Here is a 14,847-nt window from a genome sequence, read left to right as displayed (position 1 = left end):
AGTATTGAAAGTATGCGATCAACTGAGAAATAATTGTCTAATAACTACGAAGTCAATTATATCCTTTGGAGAGTTGCTGATGATTAAAATTTATCAACGGCTAACTGTATTAATAATGCTAGTCTTAGCAATTTCAGGTGCTGTGATTTATTTTACAGTGGATATCAATACATTAAGTCATCTAAATGCATTCAAGCCATGGTCAATCTTAGCCGCGCTATTCTTGCTAGCTATAGGTCTAGCACTTGACGGAACACGATTGATGCATCTAGTTCGAATATCAGATGAGAGAATCAGTTTTTATGAAGCAATTCAAGTTGTATTTGGTAATTATTTTTTAGCATTGCTTACGCCGGGAGCTGCAGGAGGCGCTGTTGCTCAGTTAATGTTTCTTAGACGTGCGGGAGTACCTACTGGTAAAGCAACGGTTTTAGTCATTGTTAGAACCTTATTATCAATTGTTTTTTTATTATTATGTATGCCTATTATTTTTTTGTTTGACCAAGACCTGTTGCCTTGGATTTCTAAAAAAACCATGGTTTTATCTTCACTTATAGTTGCAGTTGTTATCATTTTTGCTATCTGGCTTTCACGCACAAATCTTCTTAGTTATCTTTTAGTTAAACTGACTCGAAGATTTAAATATCAACGAAGACGCAATATTTTTTCTGCGTATCGCGATTTTCAAGATGCAGCGTTTTTACTCTTGAAAGCTCCACTATGTATTTTTAGAGTTTTTATTGAATCAGCGCTAAGTTTATTAGCACTATATAGTGTTGTACCAATCTTGTTTATCGGAATGGGAATTGATATTAACTGGCATTACGTTTTAGGAAGAATGATGCTTTTAAACATTTTACTATACTTTGCGCCTACACCTGGCGGATCTGGAATCGCAGAGGGTGGTTTTATTATGCTGTTTAATGATTTCCTACCATCTGGTACAGTTGGAATCGCGGCGGTTGCCTGGCGCATTATTGTCGAGTATATACCATTTATAATTGGGTTGTACTACACGGTAAAGGTGTTTGGCAGAGACTTTATCAGTAAACAACTATAGTTTCGTCAGCTTGGTAAAACTATTAAATTTAAAAAAATTCTGTCAAGATTTAGTACTCTTTTGTTCGAAAAATCATGTTTTATATTTCAGTAAGAGGATTCAAATGATGCATTTTGATGCATAAGACATTATAATGATGGAGGAATATGTATTTTTTGAAACTATTTGGTAGTATAGTATTTTCTGCTAACAACATTCCGAAAAAGAATGTTCAAAATAGTTGAAAAATGTTATAATTAATACTGGTTTTTGCTTGGATTTCCATATATACATAGTATGGACAAAATATCGTGCCTAAGGGAGGAATTGTATATGGCACTTATAATTACTCAGAAGTTTTGTAAGGGTTGCAATATCTGTGTTGCTTTTTGCCCTAAGAAGGTTCTAGAGCTTGATGAGCTTGGGAAGATTTATATTAAAGACGCTGATAAATGTATTAGCTGTGGACAATGTGAATTGCGATGTCCTGATTATGTAATTAAGGTAACAAAGTCCAACGGAGGTGACAAATAAATGACGAAAGCTCGTTTACTGCAAGGTAATCAAGCATGTGCTGAAGGGGCAATAGCTGCAGGAGTAAGATTCTTTGCAGGTTATCCTATTACACCTAGTACAGAGGTAGCAGAAATTCTTGCAAAAGAACTTCCTTTAATCGGCGGAAGATTTATACAAATGGAAGATGAAATAGCTAGTATGGGAGCAATATGCGGCGCTGCAATGACTGGCGCTAAAGCTATTACTGCTACAAGCGGCCCTGGTTTTTCGTTAAAACAAGAATTAATTGGTTATGCGGCTATGGCCGAAATACCTGTAGTTGTTGTTAATGTTCAGCGTGCGGGTCCAAGCACAGGTTTGCCTACTTCTCCTGCACAAGGCGATGTTATGCAGGCTAGATGGGGGACTCATGGCGACCGTGCAGTTATTGTTTTGTCGCCAGGATCTGTACTAGAAGCGTTTGAGGTTACTGTTAAAGCTGTTAACTTTTCTGAGAAATTCCGTACACCAGTTATTTTGCTAATGGATGAAGTAATTGGTCATATGCGTGAAAAAGTTGAACTGCCTGAGATTGGTGAGCTGGAAATAATCGAACGTAAAAAGCCAACTGTATCACCTGAAGAATATTTAGCCTTTAAGCCTGATGAAGATGGTGTTCCTCCTATGGCTTCTTTCGGTGATGGCTATTTTTATCATGTGACTGGTTTGACTCACACTTACACTGGACTGCCTACTCAAGATCCAAAGGTAGCAGACGAACTAGTTCGTCGTTTGAACACTAAAATTGATAATGCAACTGAGGAATTAACTTTATATACAGAGCATTTCCTTGATGATGCCGAAATTGTTGTAGTTACATATGGCGGAACAGCGCGTGCTGCGATTGCTGCAGTGAAAAAAGCTCGTGAGCAAGGAATAAAGGTTGGTTTATTAAAGTTAATTACCATTTGGCCATTCCCAGGTCACATTATCAAAAAACTTTCTGAGCAAGCACACACTATTATTGTTCCTGAAATGAATTATGGACAATTAGTAGGGGAAGTCCAGCGTTACGCAGGCATGGACCGTGTAGTTGCTGTAAATAGAGTAGACGGAGCATTCTTTGAACCTGAAGAAATTCTCGCACCAATTGTTGCTGCTCATGGAGGTGCTAAATAAATGGCTAACATTGAAAAATATTTGCGCAAAACCGCATTGCCTCATATCTGGTGTCCTGGCTGCGGTAATGGTATTGTATTAGCATCACTTTTACGTGCAGTAGAGAAGCTTGACCTAGATCAAAAGAAAACAATAATAGTATCTGGAATCGGCTGTTCCTCACGTGCTTCTGGATATATGAACTTTAATACGATTCATACAGCACACGGACGTGCCTTGACTTTTGCTACAGGAATCAAATTTGCGAATCCTGAGCTCAATGTTATAGTTATAACTGGAGACGGTGATAGTACTGCAATTGGTGGTAATCACTTTATTCACTCCGCTCGCCGAAACATCGACATAACAACAATTGTTTTTAATAATAGCATTTATGGTATGACTGGTGGACAATCTTCCCCATTAACACCTCAAAGCAGCAAGTCCTCAACAGCTCCATTTGGTCAAATAGAGCGTTCCTTTGATATCCCAGCATTAGCGGTTGCAGCTGGTGCAACTTACGTTGCACGCGGTACAGCTTTCCACGCAACTATGTTGACGGATTTAATTACAAAAGCAATCCAAAACAAAGGTTTTTCAGTTGTTGACGCTATTACTCAGTGTCCGATAGGTTTTGGCCGTAAAAACAAAATGGGCACAGCGGAAAAAATGATGCAATGGCAGCGTGACAATGCTGTGACTGTTCAGGCTGCAGCTAAATTGGCTCCAGAAAATATGGAAGGTAAATTTGTTATCGGAGAGCTTCATAACTCACCGGCGCCTGAATATACTGCTGAGTACGAAAAGCTTATTGTCCGTTTGCAGCAGCAAAAAGGAGGGCAAGCATAATGTGGGAGATTAGTTTAAGCGGTACAGGCGGTCAAGGTTTAATACTAGCTGGGATTATACTGGCTGAAGCTGCAATATTAGATGGCAAAGAATCAATACAAACTCAGTCTTACGGTCCGGAAGCTCGCGGAGGGGCTAGTAAATCTGATGTCATTATCAGCAATGAGAGTATTGACTATCCTAAAGTATTGGCAGCAGATATTTTATTAGCAATGAGCCAAGAAGCTTGCAATAAATACGTTAAGAAATTAAAACCCGAAGGTAAACTGCTTATTGATACCACTTTTGTTAAGCAGCTTCCAGAAACGACTGCTGGGGTTTTATCATTGCCAATTACAAAAGCTGCTCGAGAGGAACTAGGTAATGCTATGTTTGCTAATATTATCGCTCTTGGTGCAATTGTTGGCGCGACTGGCATTGTAACTGGTGAGTCTTTGCTTAAGGCAGTTTTACACCGCGTACCAAAAGGTACTGAAAGTGTAAATACAAAAGCATTAGAGATAGGCTTGGCTATGGGTAAGGGAGAAGCCTAAATTTGGAGTCGAATATGTTTAAATGTGCTCATGTCGGTATTGTTGTTAGCAATACCGACCTTTCTGTTGACTTTTATTGTAATGTTTTGGGTTGCAAGCTTGTAGACAGTTATCAAAACAGCTTTATAAAGCTCACATACCTTAGTTCAGGAAATTATACAATCGAGCTAATCCAATATGCTGACAAAGACAATAGAGTAGGATCGGGTGCTGTTGATCATTTAGCATTTAAGGTGAAGGACATCGGCGAAGCTATAAATAAACTTAAAGGTGTTAACGTCGAGTTTATATTCACTGAACCTAAGCTCGTTAATAACAAGAAGATAGTATTCTTTAAGGGGCCCGACAGTGAGCGACTTGAATTAATACAAGAAATAACGTAAAAAAACCGACTTCATATGAAGTCGGTTTTTTTCCATAGTTTATGAAATAAGATCGGCATACACTGTGTGGTATGCCGATCCTATTAATAAAATGACTAAGACTAATCTTTAATGTTTTCAGCTAAAATTTCAGCTACATGCTTAATTTTTACGCTAGGCAATTGTTTATCAAGACCGCCTTGAATTTGCATCATGCACGCAGGGCAACCCACGGCAATGACTTCAGCACCACTGTCTTTGATATTTTGGATTTTCTCTTTAAGGATTGGCATTGAAAGTTCAGTATATTTAACCCCGAACGCTCCAGCCATACCGCAGCATTTATCGCAGTTATTCATTTCTACGAAGTCATAGCCTTTTGCTGCTTCGAGCAGTTTGCGAGGCTCTTCAAAAATATTTAGACCACGTTTCATATGACAAGAATCATGGTAAGTTACTTTTGTTCCGCCTGCCACTTTATTCAAGCGTCCTGCCTTAGCATATTCTTCAGCGACAAAATGGCTGAACTCACGGACTTTATGAGCTATCTTCTCAACACGGTTTTTCCATTGAGGGTCATCGTGGAAAAGTTCAACATAGGTTTCGTGCCAAGTTTCAGCGCAAGTAGGACAAGCCGAAAGGATAACATCAGCATTAGCTGCTTCGAACGCTTCGATATTCTTTATCGCAATGCTTTTAGCCGTTTCCTTGTCTCCCATACCTAGTACAGGTTTACCGCAACAGCTTTGATCTTCAGGGAATACGACTTCCATATTAAGATCATGAAGCACTTTATATACTGATTCACCAGTTTCAGGGAATATAAAGTCAATATTACATCCGCTGAAGAAAGCAATACGCTTCTTAGGATTTGCGATTTTTCTGGTGATTTTTTGAACTCTATCACGGAAAGGAGTATCTGCTACAGCTGGAAGACTGCGATCTTTTGCTAAGCCCGCGAGGAAGAGAGGTAAGTGGCGAATTACTTTGCCTGATTGGAACGGCTTTTGACCAATAGCTGCTAAACGAAGCAAAGTATGGAATACTTTACGATTTGCTAGAACGTTTTCAAAAACAGCCTTAACTCCAAACGGAAGACCATTGTCTTTAACTCTTTGTGATCTTAATTCTTCAATAAGACCAGGAATATTCATTTTTCCAGGGCAAATTTCTACGCACTTACGACAGCCGATACAAAGTTCATTAATTTGTTCGAAATCACCCATGCTGTGAAGGAAAGCAGTTAAAATTGCACCAATACCGCCCGCGTAGATATGTCCGTAAACGTGACCACCAACAATTGTATAAACAGGGCATACATTGAGACAAGACGCACAGCGAACACAGTTATATATTTCTTTGAACTTAGGATCTTTTGCAGCCTTAAGACGGCCGTTATCTAACAAAATAACATGAAGTTCTTTATCTTGCTCGATCCATTTACCATCTTGCTTAACAATGACCGGAGTTTGTCCAGTAGTCATTGTCATATAACTAGTCATACGCTGACCTGTTGCGTTACGAGGTAATGTCCGGAGAATAGGAGCAGCATCTTTAATTGTTGGAATAAGTTTCTCATAACCAATAATTACAACATGGACGCGAGGAAGGGTAGTAACTAAGCGTGCATTACCTTCATTTGTTACTAGACCGATAGCACCGTTTTCAGCAATGCCGAAGTTAGCGCCTGAGATACCCATGTCAGCAGTTAAGAACTCAGTACGGAGCGCTTTACGGGCAGCCTGTACCATGAAAGGAATATCTGTTGGAATTTCCTGCTGTAGTTCTTTTGAGAAATATTCAGCAATTTGTTCTTTATTTAAGTGAATCGCAGGCATAACCATATGAGATGGTTTGTGTCCGGCAAGGGAGATAATCCATTCGCCTAAATCTGTTTCTTTAACATGAAGTCCGGCTTCTTCTAAAGCATGATTTAGATGAATTTCTTCGGATGCCATAGACTTGGACTTTACGATGCGTTTTACATTAGCTTTTTTGCATAAATCAATTAAGTATTCTTTTAGAGCGTCTCCGTCTTTAGCACGGAAAACTTTACCGCCCCGTTTAATTACGGATGCTTCAAACTGATCTGCAACCGCATCAATATTATTAACAGTTTCGATTTTCATTTGTCTAAACTGTTCACGTAAAGCATCAACGTCTTCGACATTTTCATATGCTTTAGCACGTGCGATAGGATATGCTGTTGCAAATCGTCCTAAAGCTCCACGTAATACCTGGTCATTTAATTTTTCATTTATTTCTCTTTTTATATCACGATTAGTATTTTCCATTATTTCACACCTCCGTTGATATCTTCATCAACAGCAATTAAAATTAAACGGCTTGGTCCATGAACACCAATAGTTAAAACACGTTCGATATCGGCTGTACGGCTTGGGCCTGTAATAAAGCTTACATAGCCATCGTCATATACTTTAGAAATCACTTCAAAAGCTTCGGAAATTCCAGGTACGATGTTATTAGCGTTCATGAAAGCAATATGTATCGGCGGAAGCATAGTTACAACACGAGCTTCGTATGAAAACCCGTCCATACAAAGACTTCCGGACTCACCTATAGCAAATTCCACTGTTGAAATACCAATATCAGCACTTTCCGCATGCTCGGCTATATCAAACTTATCATTATATACTGCTATACCGAGTGCTTTTAGTTCTTCATTAATATTTGCAGCTTCTTGCATTGCACTATTAACCGCAACAACTTTTTTAGCATTAGTGAATTTCGCTAGGTTAGTAACGATTTCTTTTGCTTCTGCAGCTGTTTTTACTTTAAAAATCTCGGTACTAGCATTCTTAGCATTTTCTTCAAATGCAGCCCAAAATTGCGGACCAACTTTTCCGGCAGGAAATGCTGATTGCCAGTTATCACTTACTTTTTTCATATTTCCACTCCCTTGTTCACATATTGGTCATATATTAGACCAATCAATACTAAATAACTATTCTGAATAAGTTGGAAAAATCCTTTCTTTTTTTTATAAAAAATCCTACATATTTTACGGGAAAATCCTACATGATGTCGACTGCATTAAAAATAAGTCGCTTCGAGTGTTGAAATCGGTAAGCGATAATGAAAAATTTTACTGATTTTTGTTGTTTTAGCAGGAACTTAATGCAATTTATGGAATATACTATAGTTATTATTTATTTGACTTATAAATGTTAAATGAAATAGAAGAGGAAACAGGTGCAACTGCTTAAAAGGGAAGTCCGGTGTGATACCGGCGCGGTCCCGCCACTGTATTTGTTGAGTATGTCAGCTTTATGCCACTGGGGTAACCTGGGAAGGTGCAGACATGCGATGATTCAAGCCAGGAGACCTGCCTGTTTTAACACACACCGTCATAACTCCGAATAGGAGTGAAACGACCTACGGATGATAGGCAGGTGGGTAATATTCTAAGCAGTGCTTATGTATTGTTTATTTTAATACCCCCTGACTATAGGGGGTTTTTTAGTTTGTCAAAAAAATTACGCTCAGGCTTTACTACTGGTAGTTGTGCTGCCGCCGCCGCTAAAGCTGCAGTGTTAGCACATTATGGGCAGTTTCCAAACATAGTCGAAGTGCTTTCTCCTCAAGGCAAATTAATATGTGTACCAATTGCTAGCAGCTTTAAAAAAGATACCGGTGGTTTTGCCAGAGTTATTAAAGATTCAGGCGATGATCCCGATATTACTAACGGAACAGCTGTTGAAGCTGATGTTAGAATAACTTCGACACAAGAAATTACAATTAAAGCCGGCAAAGGTGTTGGTGTTGTTACCAAGCCTGGATTAGCTGTCGCTGTTGGCCAACCTGCAATTAATCCAGGACCGCATTTTATGATTACCAATGCTTTACGAGAAGTGCTGCCCATAGATTGCGGGGCAGAAGCTGTTATATCCATCCCCGCCGGCGAGACACTTGCTAAGCGAACTTTAAATTCAACACTTGGCATAATTGGCGGTCTTTCTATTATCGGAACTACAGGTATAGTTGAGCCAATGTCTGAAGAGGCCTTCAAAAATTCATTAACTCCGCAAATTAGTGTGGCTAAAGCCCAAGGATATGACACATTAGTTCTAGTCCCCGGTAAGATTGGTCAAGATATAGCAATTAACAAGTTCTCTCTGCCTGCCGAGGCAGTCATACAAACAAGTAATTTCATTGGACATATGTTAGAAAACTGTGTCAACCAAAAAATTAAGAATGTTTTACTGTTTGGTCATCTAGGTAAACTTGTTAAAGTTGCAGCTGGTATCTTCCATACACATAATCGCATGGCTGACGCCAGGCTGGAAACACTAGCTGCGTACATGGGGGCAGCAGGTGCACCGCAGTCAGCGCTGCAGGAAATTCTAGCTTGTACTACTACTGAAGCAGCCTTACCGATAATCGAGCACTATAAGATGGTGTCGGTTTATGATACCTTGGCAAAGCGCGCAAGTGAGCGTGCGATGCGTTACGTATTTGGAGATTTAACAGTTGGAACAGCTATTGTAACATTAAAAGGTGATATTTTGGGTTATGACAGCTCTGCAATTGAAATAGGAGGAACTCTGGGATGGAATATAAAATAGTAGTCGTCGGTATCGGACCTGGGTCTCCCGACTATTTGCTTCCTATTGCGAAACGTACTATTGATTCTGCCAAAGTTATCGTTGGCAGTAAACGTGCTCTTGACACATTAGCTACTCATGATTGTGTAAAAAAAGCAATCCAAAGTGATATAGCAGATGTACTAGATTTCATTGAAATGAAATCTAGTACATCTGATGTTGTTGTCCTTGTCTCGGGTGATCCAGGATATTACAGCTTGCTGAGTGCACTAAGGGGAAGGTTTTCACAAAACCAATTAACAGTAATACCAGGCATCAGCTCGTTTCAGCTTGCATTTGCCAAGCTTGCGCTGCCTTGGCAAGATGCTGCTTTAGTAAGTATGCACGGTCGTGAACCGGATGCCGAAAAGCTAGAGTACAAGCCAGGGAGAAAACTCGGAATTTTAACTGATAGTATAAACAATCCAAAAACTATTGCGACACGCCTTATGAATATTGGCTGGCCGCCAGAGAGTCTGGTGTGGATTTGTGCAAACCTATCTTATGAAAGCGAAGAGATCATCAGTGCAAATCTCACCAATGCTAGTCTTATTGAGGGATTTTCGCATTGCGTAATGGTGGTGAAAGCATGACACATTTTATTGGCATAGATGATGAAAAATTTATACGCGGTAATATTCCCATGACAAAGTGCGAGGTGCGGATATTAGCGCTGGCAAAAGCAAAAATCAAGTCAACCGACGTAGTTTTAGATATTGGGGCTGGCACAGGCTCTTTGTCAGTTGAAGCAGCCCTGCTTGCTCCTGAGGGTAAAGTATTTGCAGTTGAAAGAGAAGCTGAAGGAGTAAGCCTAATTAGAGCTAACTGCGATAAGTTCGGCGTTTCTAATATTGCTGTCATTGAGGGGAATGCTCCTGATGTCTTAGTTAATATTCCTCTTTGTGATGTTGTTTTCGTTGGAGGAAGCGGCGGCAAGCTAGAAGAGATAATAGAGGCGGCCAACAATTTACTAAAAATCGGTGGACGAATGATAATTACAGCTGTAACGGTTGAGACTTTATATAAAGCACTGCAAACTGTTCAGGCAAAAGATAACTTTACAGTAGAAGCTTTTGGGGTACAGGTTTCAAGAATCCGAAAAGTTGCTTCATATAACATGCTTCAAGCAATAAATCCGATTAATATAATTTCGTGTCTAAAAGGAGGCCAACATGGCTAATATAGGTAGGTTTTTTGGAGTCGGAGTTGGCCCTGGATCACCCGATCTGCTTACCTTAAGGGCAGCAGAAATTCTTCAAACAGCAGATATAATATGTATACCTCGTTCAAGTGATAAAAATGATAGTGTAGCACTCAAGGTTGCAAAACCTCATATTTCTAGTACAGCTGAGATAGTTGAAATTTCCACGCCAATGGTTCGAGATAAAGAAATTTTAAACGCTGAATGGCAAAGTGGAGCTCAAAAAATCGCGAAATATCTTAAAGACGGTAAAAACGTTGCCTTCATAACAATTGGAGATGCAATGCTGTTCAGCACATACACCTACCTGCTCAATAAAGTACAGCAAATTATCCCTGATGTTTCAGTTGAAAGCATACCAGGTGTAACCTCTTTTTCAGCAACAGCCGCGCTGCTCAATCGGGCCTTAGCTGAAGGTAATGAAAAACTTGCAATTGTTCCCGCAATTGATGATCCAAGTGAACTTAAACCTATTTTAGCAACTTTTCCTAATGTAGTTTTAATGAAAGTAGCCAATAAATATGAACAAATCTTAGATATTCTCGAAGAACTTGGACTTCAAGATAAAGCTGTTTTTATGAGTAAACTAGGTTATCCCGATCAATTTTATACTCGTGATTTAAATTCTTTAAGGGGTGTAAAACGGGAGTATTTATCATTGATTTTAGTTAAGCAGGAGGGTTTTTAATGAATGTATATTTTATAGGGGCCGGCCCTGGAGATCCGGAACTGATTACAGTAAAAGGACAAAGACTACTTCGTGAAGCTGATGTAGTAATTTATGCTGGATCGCTTGTTAATCCGGCTTTATTAGCATTTGCTAAGCAGGGAGCTGCTATATATAACAGTGCCTCAATGACACTTGACGAAGTAATCGAGGTAATGGAAAAGGCAGCTAAGAGCAATCAGACAGTTGCTCGTGTCCATACTGGCGACCCTAGCATATATGGTGCTATTAAAGAACAAATGGATAAGCTTGATAAGCTTAATATTACATATGAAGTAATTCCTGGTGTAAGCTCATTCTTGGCTACCGCGGCTGCACTTAAGCTGGAATATACTTTGCCTGAAGTATCTCAAACTGTAATTATAACAAGGCTCGAAGGCAGAACACCTGTGCCGGAAAAGGAAAAACTGGCATCTCTCGCAAGCCACAATGCAAGCATGTGCATCTTTCTAAGTGTACATATGTTGGACAATGTTACAAATGAGCTAATCAACGGCGGTTATCCTGCGGATACCCCGATTGCCGTAGTCCAAAAAGCGTCTTGGCCTGAACAAAAAATTATAAGAGGCACACTTAGCGATATAGCTGCTAAAACAAAAGAGCAAAGTATTGACCGTACTGCTATGATCGTGGTAAGCAGATGTCTCGATAGCGACTATGCATTATCACGCTTATATGCGCCCGAATTTGGTCACATGTATCGGGACGCGAAATGAAAATTGCAATAATATCTGTCACGAATAACGGTGCTTATTTATCGGAGAAAATTGCTCAAAATTTCAACAATGTTGATATTTTTGTAAAAAAGGGACGCAATCCTTTAAAATATGGACAAGAGTATGAGTCGCTGCAGCATCTTGTTGCAAAGATATTTCAAAGTTATGATGGTCTTATTTTTGTTATGGCTGCAGGAATTGTTGTCCGGGTTATTGCTCCGCATATCTTAGATAAACGAACTGATCCAGCCGTTATTGTTGCAGATGAAGCCGGCATTAATGTTATTAGTTTGCTGGCAGGCCATATAGGCGGTGCCAATGATTTGACGAGATTGATAGCCAGTAATATATCAGCCTCGCCTGTGATTACTACCGCAACTGATGTTGCCGGCAAACCGGCGGCTGATATATTAGCTGTAAAGCTAGGCTTAGCTTTTGATCCTTTTGATAATTTAAAAAAAGCAAATGCTGCATTAGCTAACAATGAGCATGTTGATTTTTTTCTTGATTATACGCTCTCTAAAAGTGCATGGTACTCAGAACAAGCAGCCATATTAGGCGTTAAAATATGTGATTTGGCCACACTGCATGAAAGTGATCATGCTTTCTCGGTTATAATTACCGACCGCGCAATTAAAGTAAAAAGTCAGCACTTGTTTCTGCGGCCGCCGACACTCGCAATTGGTATAGGCTGCCGACGCGGCACATCGAAACAAGAAATAAGCGATGCTATAGATACTGCCTGCCAAATAGCAGGCAAAAGCAAAAAAAGTATTTGTATAATTGGTAGCACTACTTTAAAAAGCGACGAGCAAGGTCTATTAGATACATCTGAAGAGCTGAATGTACCGATAAAATTTTATACAAATGATGAAATTAAAAGTACGATTGAAAAACATAATCTAGATATATCAAGTTTTGTGAATGATAAGATTGGAGTTGGAAATGTATGCGAAGCAACAGCAATATTGGCGAGCCAGAACAGCAAAATACTACTTCCCAAGTCGAAATTCGGGAGGGTAACAGTGGCTATTGTGCAGGCGAAATAGTCGTAATAGGTATCGGACCAGGTAGTTTAGAAGATATGACACCCCGGGCTCGTGAAGCAATCGAAACAGCAGATATCGTAGTTGGCTACACTACTTACATAAATTTAATTACCGAATTGATTGATCATAAAAAGATTATTGGAACAGCAATGATGCAAGAAGTTGAACGCTGTCAAATGGCTGTTGACGAGGCTGCGAAGGGCAATAAAGTAGCAGTAGTTTCAAGTGGCGACCCTGGTATTTACGGCATGGCGGGGCTAGTTTTAGAACTTGCAATGAAACTTCCCGAAAGTACGCGTCCAAAGGTAACTATAGTTCCGGGAATCAGTGCTGTCGGCGCATCTGCAGCAATTTTGGGTGCTCCCTTAATGCATGATTTCGCTGTTATAAGTCTAAGCGATTTACTGACACCTTGGGATTTAATTAAGAAACGTGCGGAAATGGCTGCCGCCGGTGACTTTGTTATAGCGATTTATAATCCTAAAAGTAAAAAGCGAGTTACCCAAATTGAGGAAGTACGTCAGATAGTATTAAAACACCGTGATTCGTCAACTCCAGTAGGAATTGTTCATCATGCCAGCCGCAGCGGCGAAAACATGACCATTTCTGATCTTGGCAATTTCACCAAAGAACATATCGACATGTTCTCACTAGTCATTATCGGAAATAGTCAAACCTATGTTCAAGATGGGCGAATGATTACTCCTCGGGGCTATCACGTATGATATTAGTGCTGGCTGGTACAAAGGATGGACGCGATTTAGCTGACAGCTTGGTTAGTACCGGTCTTAAAGTAATGGTTTCTGTAGTAAGCGGCTATGGTAAAGAGTTAATTACAAATAATGAAATAACTATAAATGCTAGGCCGTTAAATGCAGAGCAGCTTGTTAGCATAATAACGGATCATGATATAAAGGCAATAGTGGATGCTACTCATCCTTATGCAGTGAATGTTTCCCAAAATGCGATGGATGTTAGCAGGACGTTAGGATTAAAATACATTCGCTATGAGCGCCCGGTAATTTCATTACCTAAATATCACAAACTTGAGCTTGTGAATGACTATGAGGCTGCGGCTAAAAAAGCTGCAATAACCGGACATGTTGTTTTTTTGACAACAGGCAGTCGTATGCTAAGTACTTTTAAGAATGAGCCAGCTCTTAAAAATCACCGACTAATAGCTAGAGTTCTTCCTGACCCAATTGTAATCAAGGAGTGTTTTGATTTAGGATTCAACCCAAGAGACATTATAGCTATGCAAGGGCCTTTTTCTCACGACTTAAATCTCATGCTTTTCAGGGAGTTTAAGGCTGATGTAGTTGTTACTAAAAACAGCGGTAAACTTGGCGGCAGTGATACCAAAGTGAGCGCCGCTATCGAGTTAGGATTACCGATTATAATAATTGACCGCCCAAAAATTCAATATAGTGAGGTAGTTTATAACTGCCATGATGTCATACGATCTTTAACGGAGGTTATATAAAATGGAATTTATGACAGATCCTGCTGGCATTGAAGCGCGCAGTATGGAAATTATTGCTCCTTATTTAACTGACTATAATCTAAGCCCAGAGGAAACAAAGGTCTACTCAAGGATTATTCACTCAGCGGGAGACCCAGAATATGCATCTGTAATACGAATACATCCTGAAGCTATAGCCGCTGGCTGTAAAGCGCTAAAATCTGGACGCAATATTTACTGTGACGTGGAGATGGTCCGCACAGGTATAAATAAAACCAGGTTAGCAGAATATGGCGGAAGCGTTCATTGCCTGATTGCTGATCCTCAAGTTGCAGTTATTGCCAAAGAACAAGGCATAACTCGCTCAATGGCAGCTATGCGTCAGTTTGGCGAACAGCTTGATGGCGCTATTGTCGCAATCGGCAATGCGCCAACAGCTCTTTTTGAGGTTATTAAATTAATGGAGCAGACGCATATCCGCCCTGCTCTGATAATTGGAGTGCCTGTAGGTTTTGTTGGTGCTTGTGAATCGAAAGATTTGCTAAGTGAAGTGTCTCCAGTTCCATATATAACTGTTGTAGGGAATAAGGGCGGCAGCCCCATAGCCGCGTCAATAACTAACGCCTTACTTTATATGCTAAATAAGTAATAT

At 39.8% G+C, this 14,847-nt stretch carries 17 protein-coding genes and 1 riboswitch; of the genes, 15 read left to right on the top strand and 2 right to left on the bottom strand.

Translation table 11 applies throughout. The features are described 5' to 3' along the window. Positions 1–79: 79 nt before the first annotated feature. From V6C17_RS07970 to V6C17_RS07945, 6 genes are all read left to right on the top strand, one after another. On the top strand, positions 80–1,060 hold the full coding sequence (locus V6C17_RS07970; protein ID WP_333522042.1) for a lysylphosphatidylglycerol synthase transmembrane domain-containing protein: 981 nt from the start codon (positions 80–82) through the stop codon (positions 1,058–1,060). 312 nt (positions 1,061–1,372) lie between these two features. After that, entirely contained in the window at positions 1,373–1,573 is a 201-nt protein-coding gene (locus V6C17_RS07965; protein ID WP_333522041.1) for a 4Fe-4S dicluster domain-containing protein, read from the top strand. Next, the gene (locus V6C17_RS07960) at positions 1,574–2,713 is read left to right on the top strand and encodes a 2-oxoacid:acceptor oxidoreductase subunit alpha (protein ID WP_333522040.1); all 1,140 of its coding nucleotides are present in this window, start codon (positions 1,574–1,576) and stop codon (positions 2,711–2,713) included. It begins immediately after the preceding gene. Beyond that, complete coding sequence (locus tag V6C17_RS07955; RefSeq protein ID WP_333522039.1) at positions 2,714–3,541, top strand: 2-oxoacid:ferredoxin oxidoreductase subunit beta; 828 nt, start codon at positions 2,714–2,716, stop codon at positions 3,539–3,541. Further along, on the top strand, positions 3,541–4,074 hold the full coding sequence (locus tag V6C17_RS07950; protein WP_333522038.1) for a 2-oxoacid:acceptor oxidoreductase family protein: 534 nt from the start codon (positions 3,541–3,543) through the stop codon (positions 4,072–4,074). Before V6C17_RS07955 ends, V6C17_RS07950 begins: the two co-directional genes overlap by 1 nt. 14 nt (positions 4,075–4,088) lie before the next feature. Next, positions 4,089–4,457 carry a VOC family protein gene (locus tag V6C17_RS07945; RefSeq protein ID WP_333522037.1) on the top strand — a complete coding sequence of 123 codons (369 nt, stop codon included), beginning with the start codon at positions 4,089–4,091 and terminating at the stop codon, positions 4,455–4,457. A gap of 101 nt (positions 4,458–4,558) precedes the next feature. Here V6C17_RS07945 and ldhH read toward each other — a convergent pair whose 3' ends face one another. Further along, complete coding sequence (gene ldhH, locus V6C17_RS07940; RefSeq protein WP_333522036.1) at positions 4,559–6,730, bottom strand: L-lactate dehydrogenase (quinone) large subunit LdhH; 2,172 nt, start codon at positions 6,728–6,730, stop codon at positions 4,559–4,561. Continuing rightward, positions 6,730–7,344, bottom strand: a complete 615-nt coding sequence (locus V6C17_RS07935) for a LutC/YkgG family protein (RefSeq protein WP_333522035.1) — start codon at positions 7,342–7,344, stop codon at positions 6,730–6,732. The genes ldhH and V6C17_RS07935 overlap by 1 nt, the downstream gene beginning before the upstream one ends. Before the next feature lie 286 nt (positions 7,345–7,630). Further along, positions 7,631–7,804, top strand: a riboswitch (cobalamin riboswitch). A gap of 117 nt (positions 7,805–7,921) precedes the next feature. Here V6C17_RS07935 and cbiD point away from each other — a divergent pair. From cbiD to V6C17_RS07890, 9 genes are read left to right on the top strand one after another with little or no spacing between them, the layout of a single operon-like run. Continuing rightward, the gene (gene cbiD, locus V6C17_RS07930) at positions 7,922–9,022 is read left to right on the top strand and encodes a cobalt-precorrin-5B (C(1))-methyltransferase CbiD (protein WP_333522034.1); all 1,101 of its coding nucleotides are present in this window, start codon (positions 7,922–7,924) and stop codon (positions 9,020–9,022) included. After that, the gene (gene cbiE, locus V6C17_RS07925) at positions 9,007–9,633 is read left to right on the top strand and encodes a precorrin-6y C5,15-methyltransferase (decarboxylating) subunit CbiE (protein ID WP_333522033.1); all 627 of its coding nucleotides are present in this window, start codon (positions 9,007–9,009) and stop codon (positions 9,631–9,633) included. Before cbiD ends, cbiE begins: the two co-directional genes overlap by 16 nt. Continuing rightward, the gene (gene cbiT / locus V6C17_RS07920; protein WP_333522032.1) at positions 9,630–10,220 is read left to right on the top strand and encodes a precorrin-6Y C5,15-methyltransferase (decarboxylating) subunit CbiT; all 591 of its coding nucleotides are present in this window, start codon (positions 9,630–9,632) and stop codon (positions 10,218–10,220) included. Before cbiE ends, cbiT begins: the two co-directional genes overlap by 4 nt. Beyond that, positions 10,213–10,929, top strand: a complete 717-nt coding sequence (gene cobI, locus V6C17_RS07915; RefSeq protein WP_333522031.1) for a precorrin-2 C(20)-methyltransferase — start codon at positions 10,213–10,215, stop codon at positions 10,927–10,929. Before cbiT ends, cobI begins: the two co-directional genes overlap by 8 nt. Next, positions 10,929–11,684, top strand: a complete 756-nt coding sequence (gene cobM, locus V6C17_RS07910; RefSeq protein ID WP_333522030.1) for a precorrin-4 C(11)-methyltransferase — start codon at positions 10,929–10,931, stop codon at positions 11,682–11,684. Before cobI ends, cobM begins: the two co-directional genes overlap by 1 nt. Further along, the gene (locus tag V6C17_RS07905) at positions 11,681–12,733 is read left to right on the top strand and encodes a cobalt-precorrin 5A hydrolase (RefSeq protein ID WP_333522029.1); all 1,053 of its coding nucleotides are present in this window, start codon (positions 11,681–11,683) and stop codon (positions 12,731–12,733) included. Before cobM ends, V6C17_RS07905 begins: the two co-directional genes overlap by 4 nt. Positions 12,734–12,768: 35 nt before the next feature. Continuing rightward, entirely contained in the window at positions 12,769–13,458 is a 690-nt protein-coding gene (cobJ, locus tag V6C17_RS07900; protein WP_333522062.1) for a precorrin-3B C(17)-methyltransferase, read from the top strand. Beyond that, positions 13,455–14,216, top strand: a complete 762-nt coding sequence (gene cobK / locus V6C17_RS07895; RefSeq protein WP_333522028.1) for a precorrin-6A reductase — start codon at positions 13,455–13,457, stop codon at positions 14,214–14,216. Before cobJ ends, cobK begins: the two co-directional genes overlap by 4 nt. Before the next feature lies 1 nt (position 14,217). Further along, the gene (locus V6C17_RS07890) at positions 14,218–14,844 is read left to right on the top strand and encodes a precorrin-8X methylmutase (RefSeq protein WP_333522027.1); all 627 of its coding nucleotides are present in this window, start codon (positions 14,218–14,220) and stop codon (positions 14,842–14,844) included. The last annotated feature ends 3 nt before the right edge of the window (positions 14,845–14,847 follow it).

The sequence above is a fragment of the Dendrosporobacter sp. 1207_IL3150 genome (assembly GCF_036763085.1).
Taxonomy (GTDB): domain Bacteria; phylum Bacillota; class Negativicutes; order DSM-1736; family Dendrosporobacteraceae; genus JBAIYU01.
The sequence above is the reverse complement of the archived record's forward strand: the minus strand, read 5'-3'. Positions and strand labels throughout refer to the sequence as shown.

Bases quoted from the DNA above. Each gene is read 5' to 3' on its own strand.
- V6C17_RS07970 (WP_333522042.1), top strand. From the start codon at position 80: ATGATTAAAATTTATCAACGGCTAACTGTATTAATAATGCTAGTCTTA.
- V6C17_RS07965 (WP_333522041.1), top strand. From the start codon at position 1,373: ATGGCACTTATAATTACTCAGAAGTTTTGTAAGGGTTGCAATATCTGT.
- V6C17_RS07960 (WP_333522040.1), top strand. From the start codon at position 1,574: ATGACGAAAGCTCGTTTACTGCAAGGTAATCAAGCATGTGCTGAAGGG.
- V6C17_RS07955 (WP_333522039.1), top strand. From the start codon at position 2,714: ATGGCTAACATTGAAAAATATTTGCGCAAAACCGCATTGCCTCATATC.
- V6C17_RS07950 (WP_333522038.1), top strand. From the start codon at position 3,541: ATGTGGGAGATTAGTTTAAGCGGTACAGGCGGTCAAGGTTTAATACTA.
- V6C17_RS07945 (WP_333522037.1), top strand. From the start codon at position 4,089: ATGTTTAAATGTGCTCATGTCGGTATTGTTGTTAGCAATACCGACCTT.
- ldhH (WP_333522036.1), bottom strand. From the start codon at position 6,730: ATGGAAAATACTAATCGTGATATAAAAAGAGAAATAAATGAAAAATTA.
- V6C17_RS07935 (WP_333522035.1), bottom strand. From the start codon at position 7,344: ATGAAAAAAGTAAGTGATAACTGGCAATCAGCATTTCCTGCCGGAAAA.
- cbiE (WP_333522033.1), top strand. From the start codon at position 9,007: ATGGAATATAAAATAGTAGTCGTCGGTATCGGACCTGGGTCTCCCGAC.
- cbiT (WP_333522032.1), top strand. From the start codon at position 9,630: ATGACACATTTTATTGGCATAGATGATGAAAAATTTATACGCGGTAAT.
- cobI (WP_333522031.1), top strand. From the start codon at position 10,213: ATGGCTAATATAGGTAGGTTTTTTGGAGTCGGAGTTGGCCCTGGATCA.
- cobM (WP_333522030.1), top strand. From the start codon at position 10,929: ATGAATGTATATTTTATAGGGGCCGGCCCTGGAGATCCGGAACTGATT.
- V6C17_RS07905 (WP_333522029.1), top strand. From the start codon at position 11,681: ATGAAAATTGCAATAATATCTGTCACGAATAACGGTGCTTATTTATCG.
- cobJ (WP_333522062.1), top strand. From the start codon at position 12,769: ATGACACCCCGGGCTCGTGAAGCAATCGAAACAGCAGATATCGTAGTT.
- cobK (WP_333522028.1), top strand. From the start codon at position 13,455: ATGATATTAGTGCTGGCTGGTACAAAGGATGGACGCGATTTAGCTGAC.
- V6C17_RS07890 (WP_333522027.1), top strand. From the start codon at position 14,218: ATGGAATTTATGACAGATCCTGCTGGCATTGAAGCGCGCAGTATGGAA.